This is a genomic window from Lichenicoccus sp. (genome assembly GCF_965276875.1).
GTDB lineage: Bacteria > Pseudomonadota > Alphaproteobacteria > Acetobacterales > Acetobacteraceae > Lichenicoccus.
Genome location: NZ_OZ255701.1, coordinates 3359414 through 3377978, shown reverse-complemented (window position 1 = coordinate 3377978; position 18565 = coordinate 3359414). Strand labels below are relative to the sequence as shown.

17 protein-coding genes are annotated in these 18565 nt (G+C 68.2%); 6 read left to right on the top strand and 11 right to left on the bottom strand.

Annotation, left to right across the window (positions count from 1 at the left end):
- Nucleotides 1-27: 27 nt before the first annotated feature.
- Nucleotides 28-1995 carry an alpha/beta hydrolase family protein gene (locus tag ACQY4K_RS16325; protein WP_428391248.1) on the bottom strand — a complete coding sequence of 656 codons (1968 nt, stop codon included), beginning with the start codon at nt 1993-1995 and terminating at the stop codon, nt 28-30.
- A 33-nt stretch (nt 1996-2028) separates the two neighbouring features.
- On the opposite strand from ACQY4K_RS16325, the gene ACQY4K_RS16320 reads away from it, so the two are divergent.
- The 5 genes from ACQY4K_RS16320 (at nt 2029) to ACQY4K_RS16300 (ending at nt 8924) form a co-directional block, all read left to right on the top strand.
- Nucleotides 2029-4245: a DPP IV N-terminal domain-containing protein gene (locus tag ACQY4K_RS16320; protein WP_428391246.1), complete on the top strand. Its 2217-nt coding sequence runs from the start codon at nt 2029-2031 to the stop codon at nt 4243-4245.
- Nucleotides 4242-5303 (top strand): calcium/proton exchanger, encoded by a 1062-nt coding sequence (gene cax / locus ACQY4K_RS16315; protein ID WP_428391245.1) that lies wholly within the window; start codon nt 4242-4244, stop codon nt 5301-5303. Before ACQY4K_RS16320 ends, cax begins: the two co-directional genes overlap by 4 nt.
- Before the next feature lie 62 nt (nt 5304-5365).
- Nucleotides 5366-6898, top strand: coding sequence for a sugar ABC transporter ATP-binding protein (locus ACQY4K_RS16310; RefSeq protein ID WP_428391244.1), 1533 nt, complete (start codon nt 5366-5368; stop codon nt 6896-6898).
- A complete protein-coding gene (locus tag ACQY4K_RS16305; RefSeq protein ID WP_428391243.1) occupies nt 6895-7929 on the top strand; it encodes an ABC transporter permease in 1035 nt (344 codons plus the stop codon). Before ACQY4K_RS16310 ends, ACQY4K_RS16305 begins: the two co-directional genes overlap by 4 nt.
- Nucleotides 7930-7949: 20 nt before the next feature.
- Complete coding sequence (locus ACQY4K_RS16300) at nt 7950-8924, top strand: substrate-binding domain-containing protein (protein WP_428391242.1); 975 nt, start codon at nt 7950-7952, stop codon at nt 8922-8924.
- Between the two features lie 27 nt (nt 8925-8951).
- On the opposite strand, the gene ACQY4K_RS16295 is transcribed toward ACQY4K_RS16300, so the two are convergent.
- The 8 genes from ACQY4K_RS16295 to ACQY4K_RS16260 form a co-directional block, all read right to left on the bottom strand.
- Complete coding sequence (locus tag ACQY4K_RS16295; protein WP_428391241.1) at nt 8952-9413, bottom strand: DUF29 domain-containing protein; 462 nt, start codon at nt 9411-9413, stop codon at nt 8952-8954.
- Between the two features lie 69 nt (nt 9414-9482).
- Nucleotides 9483-11525, bottom strand: a complete 2043-nt coding sequence (locus ACQY4K_RS16290; RefSeq protein ID WP_428391240.1) for a prolyl oligopeptidase family serine peptidase — start codon at nt 11523-11525, stop codon at nt 9483-9485.
- 19 nt (nt 11526-11544) lie between these two features.
- Nucleotides 11545-12357: a CPBP family intramembrane glutamic endopeptidase gene (locus tag ACQY4K_RS16285; RefSeq protein ID WP_428391239.1), complete on the bottom strand. Its 813-nt coding sequence runs from the start codon at nt 12355-12357 to the stop codon at nt 11545-11547.
- 35 nt (nt 12358-12392) lie between these two features.
- Nucleotides 12393-13676 carry a DUF2254 domain-containing protein gene (locus ACQY4K_RS16280; RefSeq protein ID WP_428396170.1) on the bottom strand — a complete coding sequence of 428 codons (1284 nt, stop codon included), beginning with the start codon at nt 13674-13676 and terminating at the stop codon, nt 12393-12395.
- A 69-nt stretch (nt 13677-13745) separates the two neighbouring features.
- The gene (locus ACQY4K_RS16275) at nt 13746-14246 is read right to left on the bottom strand and encodes a helix-turn-helix domain-containing protein (protein ID WP_428391238.1); all 501 of its coding nucleotides are present in this window, start codon (nt 14244-14246) and stop codon (nt 13746-13748) included.
- 57 nt (nt 14247-14303) lie between these two features.
- Entirely contained in the window at nt 14304-15824 is a 1521-nt protein-coding gene (gene lnt / locus ACQY4K_RS16270) for an apolipoprotein N-acyltransferase (RefSeq protein WP_428391237.1), read from the bottom strand.
- A 9-nt stretch (nt 15825-15833) separates the two neighbouring features.
- Nucleotides 15834-16682 (bottom strand): GNAT family N-acetyltransferase, encoded by an 849-nt coding sequence (locus ACQY4K_RS16265; RefSeq protein ID WP_428391236.1) that lies wholly within the window; start codon nt 16680-16682, stop codon nt 15834-15836.
- Nucleotides 16679-17134 (bottom strand): Fur family transcriptional regulator, encoded by a 456-nt coding sequence (locus tag ACQY4K_RS16260; RefSeq protein WP_428391235.1) that lies wholly within the window; start codon nt 17132-17134, stop codon nt 16679-16681. Before ACQY4K_RS16260 ends, ACQY4K_RS16265 begins: the two co-directional genes overlap by 4 nt.
- 103 nt (nt 17135-17237) lie before the next feature.
- On the opposite strand from ACQY4K_RS16260, the gene ACQY4K_RS16255 reads away from it, so the two are divergent.
- Nucleotides 17238-17462: a sulfurtransferase TusA family protein gene (locus tag ACQY4K_RS16255; protein WP_428396168.1), complete on the top strand. Its 225-nt coding sequence runs from the start codon at nt 17238-17240 to the stop codon at nt 17460-17462.
- On the opposite strand, the gene rimI is transcribed toward ACQY4K_RS16255, so the two are convergent.
- Together rimI and tsaB are read right to left on the bottom strand one after the other, a co-directional pair.
- Complete coding sequence (gene rimI, locus ACQY4K_RS16250; RefSeq protein ID WP_428391234.1) at nt 17434-17892, bottom strand: ribosomal protein S18-alanine N-acetyltransferase; 459 nt, start codon at nt 17890-17892, stop codon at nt 17434-17436. The two genes, ACQY4K_RS16255 and rimI, sit on opposite strands and share 29 nt — an antisense overlap.
- A complete protein-coding gene (tsaB, locus tag ACQY4K_RS16245) occupies nt 17889-18560 on the bottom strand; it encodes a tRNA (adenosine(37)-N6)-threonylcarbamoyltransferase complex dimerization subunit type 1 TsaB (RefSeq protein ID WP_428391233.1) in 672 nt (223 codons plus the stop codon). The genes rimI and tsaB overlap by 4 nt, the downstream gene beginning before the upstream one ends.
- Nucleotides 18561-18565: the final 5 nt, after the last annotated feature.

Genomic DNA, 18565 nt, shown 5'->3' with positions numbered 1-18565 from the left:
TCAGGCGCCATACGGCATGAGATGACACTACCCTCCCGCTGCGTCGCCTTTCGCAGTGCCAAGCCAGCGGGCGAACCAGGCCAGCGTGCGACGCTTCGCGTCCGCGCGATCGGCGGCGTTCTCAAGCGCGTGGCCCTGGCCCGGGTAGACGACGAATTCGGTCGGCACGCCCAGCGTGCGCAGCGCGTGCCAGAACTCCTCGCTCTGCGGCAGCGGACACTCAAGATCGCGGCTGCCGACATAGACGAAGGTCGGCGTGCGCACCGCCTTGATAGAGTTGATCGGCGAGGACTTCGCGTAAACCGCCGGGTCATCATAGACCGAGGCGCCGAAGAACGGGATCATCCACTGGTCGATGCCGTTCTCGCCGTAGTACGATAGCCAGTCAGACACGCCGGCGCCGGCGACCGCCGCCTTGAAGCGGTGCGTCTGGGTGACCGCCCACATTGTCATGTAGCCGCCATAGCTGTAGCCGGTGAGCCCAAGCCTGCGGGGATCGACCGGTGCCGCGGCGATGGCGGCGTCGACCCCGCGCAGGATGTCGCGCAGGTCGCCATGGCCGAAATCGCGCACGTTGGCGCGCGCGAACGCCTCACCCTGGCCGAAGCTGCCGCGCGGGTTCGGCAGGAACACATCGTAGCCCGCGCGCAGCAGCCATAGCCCGCGGCTTTCGGTCAGGAACGCCGGCGTCGTGGCGGCACTCGGGCCGCCATGCACGTTGGTGATCATCGCGCGAGGCTTGTGCGCGTCGCCATTGTCGGGCGATAGCAGCCAGCCCTGCACGTCGTAGCCGTCGCTGTGCCAGGTCAGGCTGCGCGCGCGGGCGGCCACCGTGAGGCCGCGGTTGACCGAGGTCAGGTCGTGCCAGTGGCCGATCGGGCCCGCCTCGATCTCCGGCGGCCGGGTAAAGCTTTGATGCACCGTCACGCTGTTTGAGCCCGCGAACAGCGCCGAGAGGTTCCAGCCGCCGGCATTAAGCCAGTCTGCACCGGACCAGAGCCGGCGCGTATGGGCGCCCAAGGCGAGCAGTTCGGTGTCGCTGCCCGCGAGCGCGGTCGCCACAAGCCCGTCCGCCCCCCGCCAGTTGAGCGACGTGACGCTGGCCTTGATCCCCAGCGTGAGGTCGACCGGGTGCGCGCCTTGTGTGAGCGCCAGTCGGTAGGCGTCGCCGCCGGTGGAGCCGAAATCGCTCATGATGCCGCCGATGAAGGCGACGGCAGCCCCGTCGGGCGAGACCGTCGGGTCGGCAAGCTGGCGCTCGCGCGGCGGCGCATACAGCACCCGTGCCGCTCCGTGCAGCGGGAAGTCCCAGAGCTTGGCCACCCACCACTGGTTGTCGCCGTTGCCGGGGGCCGCGGTGCCGACGAAGCCCGCGCCGCGTCGCCAGTCATATTCATAGACATAGAGGTTGGGCGGCGAGACGAAGCGCAGGCCGGATGCGGACAGCACCGCGATCCGCTGTTCGTCTGATGAGACGCCGATCTCGCCGCTCAACGGCGCGCCAGCCTGGACCGCGCCGGCCTTCTTGCGCGCGCCGGCGATGGCCAGCACAGCAAGCTGCCCCTCCGGGCCGAAGTGCAGGCCGCCCAACTGACCGTCGAAGGCGAGGCGCTGCACCAGGCCGCTGCCATCGACGCCGACCTCCTCAATATAGCGTTTGGTGTCCTTCGGCCGCTGCAGCACGAACGCGGCATGCGTGCCGTCGGGCGAGAAGACGGGGTCAATGGGCTTGCAGTCGGGACCGCGCGCGCAGGGCAGCGCCACCGTCACCGCGTTGCCGCCGCCGGTGGGCCGGATCACCAGCATCTTGACCGGCTCGTCGCCGTCATGCGCCGGCTGGTCATGCTCGATCGAGGCGACATGCGCGCCGTCGGGCGCGAGGGCGAGATCGTCGAACAGACGCACCGCGCGCTGGGGCGCGGTCTGTGCCTGTGCAACTCCGGCGAGCAGGCAGGCGGCAAGCGGGAGTGCGGCAGCTAGGGTCGGTCGAGCCATCCAGGCAGCTTTCACGTCGTGACGGCGCGTTGTATGGCCCGGCTGACGGAGGATGAATATGCGGAAATCGAGCTGACGGGATTATGCGCCCTCGCCGGGTTGCTGCTGGGTGCTGCGGCGCCGGCGGCACCGGGCTGCTTCGCACGCCTGGCGCAGACCCGCGATTACAGCTTGGGCCTTGCCCGCCAGGTGCTGCCGCTGCCGGACGGGCAACACGTGCTCTATCTGCAGAGCGGTCCCTCCGACACACGCCTTGCTCTGCACGAGTATGACATCGCAACCCTCGCCGACCGCGTCCTCGCACAGCCCGCCGCCACCGCCGCGACGCTGAGCACGGAAGAAAAGGCACGCCGGCAGCGATCGCGCATGACTCTGACCGGCATCACCGATTACGCCGTATCGCACGACGGCAGCCGGGTGCTGGTATCGCAGGCGGATCGGTTGCTCACCGTGCAACTGCCGCAGGGCACCGTAAGCCCGATTGCCGGACGCGGCTGGATTGCCCCGCGCCTGTCGCCGGACGGCAGCAGCGTCGCGGTGGTGCGCGACAATGACCTGCATGTGCTCGATCTGGCCCACGGCCACGACACCCAGATCACCCATGACGGCAATGCGACGCTCACCAACGGCCTCGCCGAGTTCGCCGCCGCCGAGGAGCTCGACCGCGCCAACGGCGCCTGGTGGTCGCCGGACAGCCGCACCCTGGTGTTCGAGCAGTCGGACACATCCGGCGTCGAGCGGCACTATATCGCCGATCCGCTGCACCCCGAGGCGCCACCGGAGGAATTCCGCTATCCGCGCGCCGGCACCGCCAACGCCGCGCAGCGCTTCGGCATCGTCTCGCGCAACGGCGGAGCAGTCCGCTGGATCGCGCTCGATGCCGCCGCTTGGCCCTATGTCGCGCGGGTGATCTGGCCAAAGCACGGCCCGCTCACCCTGGTGGTGTTCAACCGTGCCGAGACCAGCGAGGCGGTGTTGGCCGTCGATCCCGCGACCGGCGCCACCCGCATTTTGCTCGACGAACACGACCGGGCCTGGCTTGACCTTACCACCATCGACGGGATTGACGGCAAGGCGCTGCCCGCCTGGCTGCCGGATGGCTCCGGCTTCCTGTGGGCGACACAGACCGGACCCACCTGGCAGCTCGGGCTCTACCACGCCGACGGCAGCCTCGATCACACGATCACTCCCACCGGCTTTCGCTTCGATGCGCTCGACGATGTCGATGCGGCATCCGGCAGCGTGGTGGTGACGGCAAGCCCCGACCGGATCGATTTCGGCCTGTATCGCGTGCCGCTGCAAGGTGGCGCGCCGCGACCGCTGGCCGCCGCCCCTGGCGTGCATCAGCCGGTGTTTTCAACGGCCCAGCACAGCCTATTCGCCGACAGCGTCTCGCTCGCCGACGGCACGGCGGGGACGCAGTTGCGCGGCATGGATGGCCGCCTGCTGGGTCACTTGCCAAGCCAGGCCGAGACGCCGCCAAGCATCCCTCACGTGCAATATCTCGCCGCCGGCCCGCGCGCGTTCGATTCGCTGGTGCTGCGTCCCAAGGGATTTTCGCCGAAGCGGCACTACCCGGTGGTGCTCTCCGTCTATGCCGGACCCGGCTTCAAATTCGTGCACCGCGCGCCCCGGCAGAGCCTGGAGGATCAGTGCCTGGCTGACCATGGCTTCATCGTCGTCAGCCTCGACGGCCGCGGCACGCCGGGCCGCGACCATGATTTCGAGCGCGCCACCCACGACGACCTGATCGATAAGCCGCTCGCCGACCAGATCGACGGGCTGCGCGCGCTGGCCGGCACAATCCCGCAGATGGATCTGCAGCATGTCGGCGTGACCGGCTGGTCGTTCGGTGGTTACTTCACGGCGATGGCCATGATCCGTCGCCCGGACGTGTTCGCGGGCGGCGTCGCCGGCGCCCCGGTGGTCGACTTCGCCGACTATGACACCGCCTATACCGAGCGTTATCTCGGCACGCCGCAGGACGATCCGGTCGGCTACAAGGCCAGCAACGTCCTGACCTACGCGGCCCGCCTGTCGCGGCCGCTGCTGATCCTGCACGGCCTGACCGACGACAACGTCTATTTCGAAAATACCATGAAGCTGACGCAGGCGCTGCTTGACGCCGGCAAGCCCTATCGGCTGATCCTGCTGCCCGGCACCCATTTGCTGCCCGACCCGCTGCTGCGCACACGAGTGGACGAAGCCCGTGCGGCGTTCCTCGCCGAGACCCTCGGCCCTCCGCATTGATCCGCCTCATCCTGTTGGCGGTCACGCCGCTGGCACCACTGCTGCACTACGTGCTGCATGTGCCGCCGATCTGGGTGTTTGTCGTCGGCATCGCGGGGGTTGCAATTCTTGCCGAATGGATACGCGCCGCCACCGACGAGCTGGCGCAGCATACCGGACCCGCGATCGGCAGCCTGCTCACCGTCAGCCTGGGCAGCGTGGCCGAACTGCTGCTGGCACTCTTCGTGTTGATGGCTGGCCAGCCGGACGTGGTGCACGCGCAGATCACCGGCTCGATCCTCGGCACCAGCCTGCTGGGGTTGGGTCTCGCCATCGTCGTCGGGGGTGCCGCGCGCGATCGCCAACAATTCAAGCGCGCACGTGCCGGATTGCTGTCCAGCCTGCTGATCCTGGTGGTCATCGTGCTGCTGCTGCCGGCGGTGTTCGATTTAACCGGCCGGCACATCCTGCACGCGGGCCACACCGGCCAGCGCGACGAGCAGCTCAGCCTGACCGTCTCGGCGGTGCTGCTGCTGCTCTATGCCGCCAATCTCGCCTACACGCTGATCACCCACCGCGACGTCTTCTCCACCGGCGAGGAGCCGGGCGGCAAACCAAGCTGGTCGCTCGCCTTGTGCCTCGGGGTGCTGGCGGCCGCCACGGTAGGCGCGGCGCTGGAGAGTGAGTTGATCTCCGGCGCCCTGACCCAGGCGGCGCAAAGCCTGCACCTCACGCCGATCTTCCTCGGCGTGATTGTCCTGGCCCTGGTCGGCACCATCTCGGATCTGTTCGCCGCCGTCTGGTTCGCCAGACAAAACCGCATGGGCATGGTGATGAGCATCTGCATCGGCTCGGCAATTCAGGTCGCCCTGGTGGTCGCCCCATTGCTGGTGATCCTGTCCTGGCTGCTCGGCAAGCCGATGACACTGGTATTCAGCGATCCGCTGGAACTGTTCGCCATCGCCGGCACCGCCTTCATCGTCAACGCGATCGCCGGCGACGGCGAGACGACCTGGTTCGAAGGGGTTCTGCTGATCGGTGTCTATGCGGTGTTCGGCCTCGCCTTCTTTTTTGCGTAATCATTACGGCTTGACACCTCTTGCCCCGGGCCTAGCGTCGTAACAAACCGGCTTGCAAGAGCATGAGTGAACGTCCGGCCGCCAGGCCTCTTCTGGTGCTGACAGCGATCGAAAAGCGGTTCGGCGGCGTGCGTGCCCTGCGCGGGGTCGATTTCGACCTGCACGGTGGTGAGATCCACGTGCTGCTGGGAGAGAACGGCGCCGGCAAGAGCACGCTCATGGGGGTGGTCTCCGGCGCCATCGCGCCAGACGCGGGAACCATGGTCCTTGCCGGCCACGCGCTGCACTTCGCTACCCCGCGCGACGCCCATGAAGCGGGCATCGTGATGATCCCCCAGGAACTCGACCTGGTGGCAGGCCTCGATATCGCATCGAACCTGTTCCTCGGCCACGAGCGCCTCACCGCCCGGCGCACGCTGGACGGTCCGCGCATGCTGCGCGAGTCGCACGGCCTGCTGCGGCATGCCGGTGTGGCGCTCGACCCCGCGCTGCGCGTCGCAAGCCTGCGCATGGGCGAGCGACAGCTTGTCGCAATCGCCAAGGCACTGGCGGCCGAGGCGCGTATCCTAATTCTCGACGAGCCGACCGCCGCACTTTCGGCGACCGAGACCGAGCACCTGTTCGTGGTGCTGCGTGAGCTGCGCGCGCGCGGTGTGGCGATCATCTACATCTCGCATCGCCTCGAGGAGGTGCCGCGCATCGCCGACCGGGTCACGGTCATGCGCGACGGCACTGTTGCCGGCCAGGCCGCCCCCGACGCGCCGCAGGCCGAACTCGTGCGCCTGCTGGTGGGCCGCGAGTTCAGCGCGCTGTTTCCGCAGCACGGCAGTGGCGCCGGTGCCGCCCTGCTGGAGCTCTCGCACGCGCGCTTCATTCCCGCCTTGCCCCGCGCCGGATGGCAGACACCAACGGACGTGTCTCTCGCCGTCCATGCCGGCGAAATCGTGGGCCTGTCCGGCCTGATGGGTGCGGGACGCACCGAGCTGCTCTGCGCCCTGTTCGGCTATGAGGCGCGCGGCCGCTGGCAGGGGGACATCCGGGTGGGCGGCAAGCTGGCCCGCCTCGGCACCGTTTCCGACGCGCGGCGGGCGGGAATCGCCTTCGTGACCGACGACCGGCGCGGCGCCGGGCTGATCCTGGGGCAATCGGTCGCCTGGAACATCGTCATGTCGACGCTGCGACGGGTGACGCCGTGGGGCCTGGTTTCGGCCGCAGCCGAGCAGTCGGTAGTCGCACGCGCAATGGACCGGTTCGACGTGCGGCCACGGCTGCCGGCGGCGCGGGTGGTCAATCTGTCGGGCGGCAACCAGCAGAAGGTGGTGTTTGCCAAGGAACTGCTCAGCGTGCCGCGCTTGTTGCTGCTCGACGAGCCGACCCGCGGCGTCGATGTCGGAGCCAAAGCAGAGATCTACCGGCAGTTGCGTGCGCTCGCGGGCGAAGGGTTGGGCGTGCTGGTGGCCTCCTCGGAGCTGCCGGAGCTGATCGGCCTGTGCGACCGCATCCTGGTCATGCATGGCGGCGTCACCGTGGCCAGCTTCGAGGCCGGCGTCTCCGAGGAAACCCTCAGACGCGCCAGCGAGGCGCGGGCGGCATGACGACCGCGCCCGCAATCCCGGCCGCACCGGCGCGCAAGCGTGTGCGCCCGCTCGCTACCCTGGTCCGCTTCCAGAGCCTGCTCGGGCTGATCCTGGTGCTGATCGGCGGCATCGCGTTCTCGCCGCGGCGGCACGGCCATATCCTGTTCCTGGCGACCGACAACATCGCCAACATCGTGCGCTCGATCTCGGAGACCGGCATTCTCGCTCTCGGCATGACCTTCGTGATCATCGCCGCTGGCATCGATCTTTCGGTCGGCGCGGTGCTGGGCCTGTCGAGCGTGCTGACCGCGACGTTGCTGGTGAATTCGGGCTGGGGTCTGGCTGCCACCCTGCCGCTGGTGCTGCTCGCCGGCGCCCTGTTCGGACTGATCCAGGGCGCGCTCGCGACGCGACTGCGCATCCAGGCCTTCATCGTCACCCTGGCCGGATTGCAGGCGGCGCGCGGCCTCGCCTTGATCGCCTCGGGCAACACCTTCATCAACATCAATTACGGCCACGGTCCCGGCAACGCGCCGCCGGCCTTCGCGATCCTCGGCGAGCGCCTGCTCGGCGACACCTTCCCGGTGGCAACGCTGGTGTTCATCGTGCTCGCAGCCCTCGCGACCTTCCTGCTGAACCGCACCCGCTACGGCCGCTACGTGTTTGCCGTCGGCGGCAACGAACGCGCGGCCCGGCTGTCCGGCATTCCGGTGCAATGGATCAAGATCTCCGTCTATGGCCTCAGCGGACTTTGCGCCGGCATTGCCGGGATCGTGCATGCCGGGCAGTTCAGCTTCGGCAGTCCAAACGACGGCACCGGCTACGAACTCAACGCCATCGCCGCCGTGGTGATCGGCGGCACCGACCTGTTCGGCGGCGCCGGCAGCATGGTCGGCACCATCGCGGGCGCGGTGATGCTGGGCGCGCTCGCCAACATCCTGCAGCTCAACGACGTGAGTGCGGCGATGCAGCTTCTCGCCACCGGCGCGATCATCGTGCTCGCGGCCGGGCTGCAGACGATCATCAGACGCGACGGAAGTTCGCGCTGACAACCATCGGGAGGACCATCATGACGAAAGCAACCGCTCTGCTGGCCGCGACACTCCTCGCCGCTGCCGCCTTCCCCGTTTTATCGCACGCGGCAAAACCGCTCGCGAAAACCTGCGGACCGCATGATCATTACGTGATCGGATTTTCCCAGGCCAATTTCAAGGAGCCCTACCGCGCCCACGTCAATCACGAGATGCAAACCCTGATCAAGAACGATCCCCAGTTCAAGCTCGTGATCGCGGACGGCCAGGCCAACGACAATACCCAGGTCTCACAAGTCGAGAACTTCCTCACCCAGCAGGTCGATCTGCTGTTCATTTCCGCCTACGAGGCCGCACCGCTCACCCCCGCTGTCGAGCGCGTCATGAAGGCCGGGATCCCGGTGATCGAGCTGGATCGCAAGACGGTCGGCCGCGACTACACCAGCTTCGTGACCGGCGATAATCGCGCCATCGCCAAGCAGGCCGGCGAATACGCAGCGACCAAGCTGCTGCCGCAGGGCGGCGAGGTCGCGATCCTCGAGGGCCTGCCGAGCTCGTCACCGGCGATCGAGCGGCTCGATGGCTTTAAGGCCGGGATCGCCGGCAATCCCAAGCTCAAGGTCGTAGCCGTGCAGCCGGTGGACTGGATGCAGGACAAGGCGGTGACGGTGTTCGGCGCGATGTTGCAAGCACATCCCGACATCAAACTGGTCTATGCGAGCAACGATCTGGCGGCGTCCGGCGCCTACATCGCCACCAAGCAGGCTGGCAAGCTCGGTCAGGTCATGATCATCGGCACCGACGGACTTCCCGGCCCCTCGGGCGGCATTCGCGCGGTCGCCGAGGGCGAGTGGGCCGCGACCATGGTCTATCCCACGGGTGCGGCACAGGCGCTCGCGCTGGCCAAAAAGATCCTGATCGACTGCGCGACCTCGGTGCCGAAGCTGGTCACCGTGCCGACGGAGCTCATCGACGCGAACAACGCCAAAGCCATCTATGCCAAGGAGCAGTGATCGGACGGATCATCCATCCCGGCGCCGTCACGCAGCGCCGGGTGTCCATCCCTCGCACAGTGCGTCCTGTAGCGGCCACGGACAGACTTCCGGGAAGGCTGCAAGCTCGATGCCGGTCTCTGCCACGGCAGCCGTGACGGCATCGCCCCAGGCTTCATCAATCCAATCCGGATCGGTCAGCATTGGGCGCAGGCTTGGCATCTTCTGCAAACGGCGTTCGATACGCTTGCGTTGCTCGCGCAGGGTTCGATCCCAGCTTGCACCACGGCGGTCCGGCTGGTGCTGCCACTTGAGCAGGTGCGTCAACAGAACGGCAAGGCGGCTCGTGATCTCGCGGCGTTCGCTAATCCCCACGCTTTCGATCTCTTCCGCGATATGCTCAAGGTCCAGCCGCTCGAAGCGGCCGGCACGGATCAGGGCGGCCTGTTCGTCTGCCCAGGCTGCCAGGTCGCCGTCGTAACTTGCTGGTCGGATGGGGGTTTGATCCATGAGCGGCAGTTTATCACGCGGTCTGCGAGGAGCGATACATGCGCGCGCGATCGCAGCCGGGCGCGCTCATCAGACCTGCCAGCCGATGGAGCGCCGCAGGAAAATCATCCCCAGGGCGACGAAGCCTGCGACCTCGGCGTTGTCCTTGCCGTAGCCGTGGCCGCCGGCGGCGGGTTCGTAGAAGCTGGCGTCGTAGCCCATGGCTTGGAGCTTGGCCGCCATCTTGCGCGCGTGACCGGGATGCACCCGGTCGTCTCGCCGCGCCGTCGCGAGCAGGATCGGCGGATAGGTCTGGCCGGGTGTTGCCGCGTGATAGGCCGAGATCGGGCCGAGGAACGCCCAATCGTCGGGGTCGTCGGGATTGCCGTATTCCGCGATCCAGCTCGCACCCGCCAGCAGGCGGGTGTAGCGGCGCATGTCGATCAGCGGAATGGTGCAGAACAGTGCTCCGAACCGCTCCGGATAGCGGGTGAGCATGTTGGCGATCAGCAGGCCGCCGTTCGAGCCGCCTTCGGCCGCGATGCGTCCGGGACGGGTGACACCGCGACGCACCAGATCGCTCGCGACCGCGGCGAAGTCGTCGTGCGACAGGCGCTTGCCGGCGCGCCGTCCCGCCTCGTGCCAGCGTGTGCCGAACTCGCCGCCGCCGCGAATGTTGGCGATGACGGTGGTGCCGCCGCGCTCCAGCCAGAGCTTGCCGGTGGCGAGGCTGTATCCGGGCAGGCGAGAGATGGCGAACCCGCCATAGCCGGAGAGATGCACCGGCGCCTCTCCGGTGAGCCCGGCCGGCCCGGTCTGCGTGTAGGGGATCCGCTCGCCGTCGACAGAGACCGCCTCATGCCGGCTCACCACCAGCTTGTCGGCATCAAAGCCAGCCGGCGTCCGCTTCAGCAGGACGGGGGCCGCCAGGCCCGGCGGGATCAGCATCAGGGTCGGCGGTGTCAGCGGGTCCTGCACCGAGGCGAGCATGGTGCCGTCGCTCTCCTCCTCGAACTGGTCGAGCGGCCAGACCTGCGCGGTGCCGCCGTCCGGCAGGCCGGCGACGGTTCGTTCCGTCCAGTCGCCGGGCGAGAAAGCCAGGAACACCGGGCGCAATTCGTCGAGAATGCTCAGCACCAGCAACCCACCGGCCCAGAACATCCCCTGCAAGGCCCGCCTCGGCTGCGCCTCGAACAGCACGCGAAAGTCGCGGCCGCCGTCGACGAATGCCGCCATGCGGATCACCAGCGCCGTATCGGCGGCATAGGTCGCTTTCCCCACCGTCCAGGGCGTGCGCGGCTTCAGCGCCAGCCAACCGTCATGCCAGCACACGGTGGCATCATCCGGCCAGTCCATGCGCTGCTTCGGGCCGCCACGGTCGCCGAACCAGGTCGCGGTGTCGAAGAACCCGATTTGCTCGACGAAAACGACCCGGTTGTCTGCCCGGTCATGGATGCCGGAGGCGCCCATGCTCGACGGCTGCACCTCGAACAGGATTGGCGCGCTGGCGGGATCGGAGCCGCGTGCCCGGAGCCGGACCGTGCTGGCATAGCCGGATTGCGTGGCCCCGCCGAAGGCCGACGACAGCAGCAGCGTGTCGGCGTCGAGCCAGTCCACCGCACCCTTCGCTTCGGACAGGACGAAGCCGCCGGGAACGAAGCAGCGCCTGGCCACATCAAATTCGCGCAAGCTGACCGCGTCGCTGCCGCCGCGCGACAGCCGGAGCATCGCCAGGTCATGCGCCGGCGGCAGCGTCATCGCGCCCTGCCAGATCCAGTCCTCGTCCTCGGCGGCGGCCAGCGCGTCGATGTCGAGCAGCAGCTCCCAATCCGGAGCGCTTGTCCAAAACGAGTCGAGCGTGGTGCGGCGCCAGATCCCGCGCGGATTGCCCGCGTCGCGCCAGAAATTATACAGCAGCCCGCCGCGTCGCGCGGGGATGGGCAGGTTGTCCGGCCGATCGAGCAGCACGCGCAGCGTCTCGCTGTCGGCTGCTAGTCGCTCGCCGCCAAAGCGTTCAAGCGTGGCCGCCGTCTGCGTGTCGGCCCACTTCGTCGCACGCGGACCCTCTATGTCCTCCAGCCACAACCAGGGATCGTTGTCCGGATGGTCGAGGGTCGGGGCGTCATTGTTCATCCATGATCACCGTTCAGACTCAGCGCGCGCGCAGGCGTTGGGGAAGAAACCAGGCAAGCGGGATGATGAGCAAAAGCAGCTCGATGACGCCCCCGAGAAGGCTGCTCTCCATTCCGGCGCCCCCTCCTGTCAACCAGTCGGGCCCCTGCAATCGGGCATTGAACAGGTGCCCACCACGGCTGGACCCTGCGCCATCCAGCCCGAAGGCGCTGTTGAGGTAGTCCCAGGTGGCATGCGAGCCGATGCCAAACCAGAGACTGCCGGTCAGCCAACGCAGGAGGCACAAGCTCAGGCCCGCGCCGGCGATCATGATGACAGCCTGCCAATTCACGCCGGGGCTGGCGACATGCCAGAGTCCGAACAATGCAGACGTTACCAGCGATGCGGGGAGGAAGCCGGTGCTCCCTGTGAGGACCGTCAGCGGATAACTCCTGAACCAGAGTTCCTCGGCCAGGCCCGTCGCGAGATAGGTGGTGATGGCGATGACTTCGACCCGCACGCTTCCGACGAGACCATATTGCAGGCCATCAATACGGTAGGCACCAAGGGCCGCGGTGATGGCGACAAGGACCATGACGGCGCCAAAAGCAAGCAAAACGCCGCCGGACAATAGTCTCAGGCCCGTTCGGTCGAGCGGGAGGCCACACCTGGCGAGAGAAATCCCGTCCAACCTGAGTGCTGCGGCCAGGGAGACGCTGACGATGCCGAGCTGGTCGAGTTCGAAAACCAGATCGCGCATAAGCAAGCCGGCATGCAGCGGAGCGACGACCGAGAGCATCGCATAAGACCACGGCCGCAACGCCCATCGGTCCAACGCCATGATGACGGACATGAAACAGATCAGCCGAAGGAATGCGCCTCGTATCCTCAAATCCCGCGCGCCGCGATCGAGGCGGTGGCGGCCGGGCCGTCCGGGGATTGTCGCGACAGCGTCTGAAAGGCGCGGTGACGGCGGCGGACGTCCTCGAGGTCGCCTGGGGTGGTGATGTCGCGTTCGGCGTCGCCGAGGACGAGGTCGGCGTGGCGGCGCAGGGCTGGGGTGCGACGGGGGTCGTGCTCGCAACTGCGCACCGAGGTCAGCACCTCGATCATCCGGGTCAGCACGGCGGGGCTGCCGTCGGCGTTCTGGCGGATCATGTGGAACATCGCATCGACCAGCCCGTCATAATCGATGCTCGGCGTGACCAGGACCGGCTTGTTGTCGCGCAGCAGCGCGCCGCCGTGCAGATGGCGGGGGACCAGGTCGCATAGCGCCGCACCAAGGCGGTCGAGCACGCTGATTGCGGTATGCGGGTCGTTGATGCCGGGTGAGAGTGCCCGCACCGCCACTTCCACCAGTTGCCGAACGGCGAATTCAAGGTCTGCGGCGCTGACGCGCGATGCGCCAAGGGCCGTGGCGTTGCGGATCGCGGCCTGCGCGCCTTCGACAGGTGGCTTGACCAGGGCGATCGGCGCTCCGGGGAAGACGTAGTCGCCTGGCCGGACGAGCAGGCGGATCGCGGTGTCATGGCGTGCCGCCCAAGCGGCAAGGCCTTCCTCGTCGAGTTGCTGCAGGTAGCCGCGGCGCGGATCGGTGACCGCCCGGGCTTCGCGCCAGAACGATCCCGGCGGGGGTGCCGGCTGCGCCTCGGTCATGGTCAGGCGTTCGATTGCGGCTTTGACGTCGCAGCTCACCAGCTCGATGACCGTATCGACGTTGATGCGGCCGGCCATGTGGCTGACGAAGTAGACCAGCGTGCCGACGCAAACGAAAGCCAGCAGGATGGCGGCGCTGAGTGCGAGGTGGGGGACGAAATCGCCCTCGCTGTGCGTGCGCACGCTGCGCAGAACCATCAGCGAAAACGAGAAGGTGCCGAGAAAGACGCCGAGGGTGAACTGGTTGCCGCGGTCACGGGTGAAGTTGCGCAGCAGCCTCGGCCCCATCTGCCCGGCGGCGAGGGTGAGAGCCGCAATGGTAATCGAGAACACCGTGCCGGCGACGCCGATGGTCGACCCCGCGACCGCGCCCAGGAGTGTGCGGGCGCCGGTCGCGCCGCCGTCATAGAGCCAGTGGCTGTGAATCAGCCATTGCGGCACCACGCCAGTACGATCAAGGCTCACGGCGCCGACGCCGGCGAGGATCGCCGCGACCACCATGGCACCCGGCAGCAGCCAGAACGTCTCGCCGAGATCGCTCAGCAGTTTGCGTAGGCGCGCAGTCAGGATGTTACTGCGTATGCGTTAGTCGGGGCGCTCGGCGGGTCCCATCGACTTGATCAGGTCGAGCATGCGCTTGCGCACGGTGTTCTCGCCGATCCGGTAATAGGCGCGCACCAGGTCGACAGTCTCCTTGCGGGTGAACAGGTCGTCGCCGCCGCCGAACCCGTCCTGCGCCTCGGCGAATCCGCTGGCCTGCTGCGCGCCAGAGCGGGCGCCGGCGGCGGCATAGGGGGCGGGCAGGTCGTCGAAGAAGAAGCTCACGGGAACGTCGAGCACACGCGACAGGTCGAACAGCCGCGAGGCGCCGACCCGATTGGCGCCACGCTCATATTTCTGGACCTGCTGGAAGGTCAGTCCGAGCGCGTCGCCAAGCCGTTCCTGCGACATGCCGAGCAGGGTGCGGCGCAGCCGAATCCTGCTGCCGACATGCACATCGATCGGACTCGGACGCGTTTCGCGCTCCGCCGATTCGCCCTCGGCAGCAGTAAAACCTGCCGCACTGGTGCCCAGACCCCGTGTCATCAGTTCCTCGACTTGCTGGTGTCTCAGACCTAAACGCGCAACCATGAGCTGTCAAGTTTAACGAACTCGCGTCAAACTTGAGAATCGTAGCCGCCCGGGTCGGTTTATTGATGCTGCGGGGACGCAGGCGGCAGCGCAAGCGGCGAGTGCCAGCAACAGCGGCATGAGCAGACCGACGCGGGCAAACCAGGTTGCCCTCAGCGGCGGCGGGAGTGCGACCACGAGACTGCCGGCACGGCCCCAGCCCAGGCGCCCTAGTTCGCGCCCGAAGCCGTCATAGGCGGCGGAGATGCCGGTATTGGCGGCCCGTGCAACAGGCAGCCCCTCCTCGACGGCGCGCATGCGGGCGGCCGCGAGATGCTGGCGCGGCCCGGCGCTGTCGCCATACCAGGCGTCGTTGGTGACGTTGAGAATCCAGGTTGGGCGGTCGGCTGCGTACACAACCTGGCCGGGAAAGATGATTTCGTAGCAGATCAGCGGATCGACCGGTGCGAGCCCCGGCAGATGCAGCGTCGCCCGGCCCGGACCGGCCTCGAAGCCGCCGCCTGGAACGAGCTGGAACGGCAGGCCCGGCGGCTGGTATTCGCCGAACGGCACCAGATGCACCTTGTCGTAGATCGCGGCCACAGCGCCGCCGGGCAGCAGCGCTACCAGGCTGTTGCGCGGGCGGCCATCGTTGCCGTAGCGGACGCTGCCGATCAGGGCGGCGTCGGCGCCGGCGGAGGCCGCCATGATCATGCTCCGCGCCGGTGCGTCCTCGGCCAGCAGGCCGGGAAAGGCGCTCTCGGGCCAGGCAACGGCGATGCCCCGTATGGCCTCTTGGGGCATGGCGCGTGCGCGGCGCGTCCCCTCGGCGGTGAGCCGCAGGTAACGGCGGAAGCTGGCCACGGCATCGGCGCGGTCGAACTTCTCGCGCTCCGGAACATTGCCCTGCACCAGCACCACGACCGGATTGCGGGTCGAAAGCGGCGCCACCCAGGCGAGGCGCGCGGCACCGGCGCCGCCCCACAGCGCCAACAGCAGCAGCAGGCCGAAGACGCCGCGTCGCCCAAGCATCGGCAGGCAGGCGGCGGACACGGTCGCGAGCGTCAGGCCGGGGACGCCGATCCAGGCGGCGGGCTGGATCATGATGGTGCTGAGCTGACCCGACCATTCCCAGGCGCTGCCGAGCGGGTTCCAGGGAAAGCCGGTGAAGACGAACTCGCGCGCCAGATCGGACAGGGTCCAAAGTCCGGCAAACAGGATGATGCGTCGCCATCCGGCTGGCGCCAGCCGGCATGCCGCCGCCGGGACGGCGATGAACACCGCCAGCGGGATAGCGCACAGCGGGGTGGCGAACGGCACCGCCCACCAGAACTGATCCGCCCGGATGAGTATGGCATCGGTGATCCAATAGAGCCCGGCGCAGTAGAAACCGAAGCCGAAGACGAAGCCGCGCAGCGCCGCCTGGGCCATCGAGGTGGCGTCGCCGACCGCCCGTAACAGCAGCGGCAGGGCGAGCAGCAGGACCGCGACCAGTCCGAGCGGCGGCAGCGCCAGCGCCGAGGCCGCACCAGCGAGCAACAGCAGCAGCAGCATGCGCGCGGATCAGTCCAGCGCGTCGCGCAGCTGTCGCTCGTAATGGCGGTAGTATTTGTCGGTGATCAGGTCGGTTTTGACCACCACGGCGACGTCGGTGGTGTTGAACTGCCGGTCGACCACCGCACCGTCGCCGATGAAGCCGCCGAGGCGCAGGTAGCCCTTGATCAGCGGCGGCAGTTGCTGCTGCACCCGCTTGTGGTCGATCTCCGCGGGATCGCAGCGTCGCATGTCGATATAGCGGCCCGGAACCGCGCGCAGCCGCAGCGCCGGCGGCGCGAGATGGTTGTGATAGAGGAAGGTGAGTTCGCGCGCGAGCAGGTCCGGGTCGGTGCCGGGCAGGCTGGCGCAGCCGAACATCACATCGATGCGGTGCAGGAACACGTAGGCGGCAACCCCGCGCCAGAGCAGCTGCATGGCGGCGCGACTGCGATACGCGGCATCGATGCAGGAGCGGCCGAGCTCCAGCAGGCGTCCGGGAAAGCCGGTGATCCGGCTGATGTCGTACTCGTCGGAGGTGTAGAAGCGGCCGATCTGCTTCGCCCCCTCGTTCTGCACCAGGCGGTAGGTGCCGACCACGCCGCGCGGTCCGGAGCTCACCGCATGGTCGATCACCAGCAGATGGTCGGCGACCGCGTCGAAGGCGTCGACGTCGCGTCGGGTGCGTCGTGCCCTGGTGTCCGGCTCGGCCCCCATCTCCTCGTAGAAAATCCGGTATCGCAGCGCCTGGGCGGCGTCGCGCTCGGCGCCGGTGGTGGCGATCCGCACGCCGAGATTGCCGGCGCGCAACTCGCCGAAGCCGTGGGCGCGCTGGTGCGTCGGCAGCGACGCGGCCGCAATCGGCGTGGTGACGCTCACCTTGCGGCTCCGTCGCGGCCCGCTTTTGCGTCGTCGCGGCTGGCGGCGTGTCTGGGGCGCCCGAACAGCTCCAGACGGTGCGAGACCAGGTCGAAGCCCAGCCGGCTCGCAATCTGTCGCATCAGCTGCTCATGCTCCGCATCCTCGAACTCGATGACCTTGCCGGTCTCCACGTCGATGAGGTGATAATGGTGGCCGTGCTCGGTGGCCTCGTAGCGCGCACGGCCGCCGCCGAAATCCCGGCGCTCGAGGATGCCGCGCTCTTCCAGCAGACGCACGGTGCGGTAGACGGTGGCGACCGAAATCCGGCTGTCGAGGCTGGCTGCGCGGCGGTAGAGCTCCTCGACATCCGGGTGATCCTCCGCCTCGGACAGCACGCGCGCGATCACCCGTCGCTGGCCGGTCATCTTGAGCCCGCGTTCGATGCAGAGCCGCTCAATGCGCGATCCCATCGTTTCACCCGAAGACATTTTTTTGGAAACCGCGGGCACCCATCAAAGGCGGCGTAGCCGATGAGTGCGGACCTTGTCCAATCGTGATGCGCGTCCCCAGATCATGGACATGGACCTCGACATCACCGAAGAGACCTGCCCGATGACCTTCGTGCGCACCCGCCTCGCCCTCGACCGGCTGGCCAGCGGCGGCGTGCTGCGCGTGCGTCTCAAGGGAGAGGAGCCCTGGCGCAACGTCACGCGCAACGCCGTGACACTCGGGCATGCGGTGCTCGCGGACGAGACGCTGCCCGACGGGGTCAGGCTGATCTCAATTCGCAAGGGCTGAGGCCGAGCGCGCGCGACATCAGGATCGCATCGGTGCCCTCGGCATAGTAACGCGGCCTGCGTCCGACGGCGGCGAACCCCACACGATGATACAAAGCGCTGGCCGCGATGTTGGTCTCGGCAACCTCGAGGAACATCTGCTTCGCCCCCGCTGCCGCCGCGTGGCGCGTCACCGCGTCGAGCAGTCCCGCGGCCAGCCTTTGGCGACGGCAGGCCGGAAGCACCGCAAGGGTGAGCAACTCGGCCTCGTCGCTCGCCACCCGCACGATTGCCATGCCGCACGGTTCGCGATCGGGTGCGAGGGCCGCGAAGCACCCCGGCATCGCGAGCAGTGCGGCGATCGCGGCAGCGTCCCAGCGCTCGCCGGCGGCGAAGCTCGCCCTATGCAAGGCGGCGAGCAGCTCGGCGTGGGCGCGGCCCTGCAGGATCATACGGGTGCGGGACGCAGGCCGCCCGCCGGCAGCTTCGCCTCGGGCGCGTCCACATAGAGCGGCAACGCCGCGAGCGGCGGCAGGCGGCCGGATAGGCGGTCCAGCGCCACCTCGGCGATCGCCTCCGGGGTGGGCCGTTCGACGCCGCTGTCGATCGCCCGGGCAATCCGGGCAGCGACAAGGGCGGCGGCGTCGCCCGCCAGCAGCACCGCCTCGGCTGGCGACGGCAGTGCGTCCAGCATGGTGCCGCGTGGACCGCTGCCTGCGTCGGTTTCGATGAAGACACGGTCGCGGCGGGCGATTGTGACGCACCAGAGCGGCCGGCCGCCGGTGTCCCCGACGCTGCGGCGGAGCGCTTCGGCACGCGTCACCCCGTGCAACGGCAGGTCGGCCCGCATGGTCAGACCAAGAGCCAGACCCTGGGCCAGTGACAACGTGGCGCGCAGGCCAGTGAAGCTGCCTGGGCCGGTGACAGCCGCGATCAGCGCGAGCGAGGCGACATCCCAGGACGCCGACCCCAGCAATCCCGACACTACCGACGCCAAACGCTCAGCGCCGCCGCGTGTCGGAAGCACGAAGTGACCGATGCGGACCAGCGACTCGTCGCACAGTTCGAGCAGGGTCGCGCTGGCGTCCGTCCCGGCCCCGTCGAGTGTCAGGATGCGCATGCGCG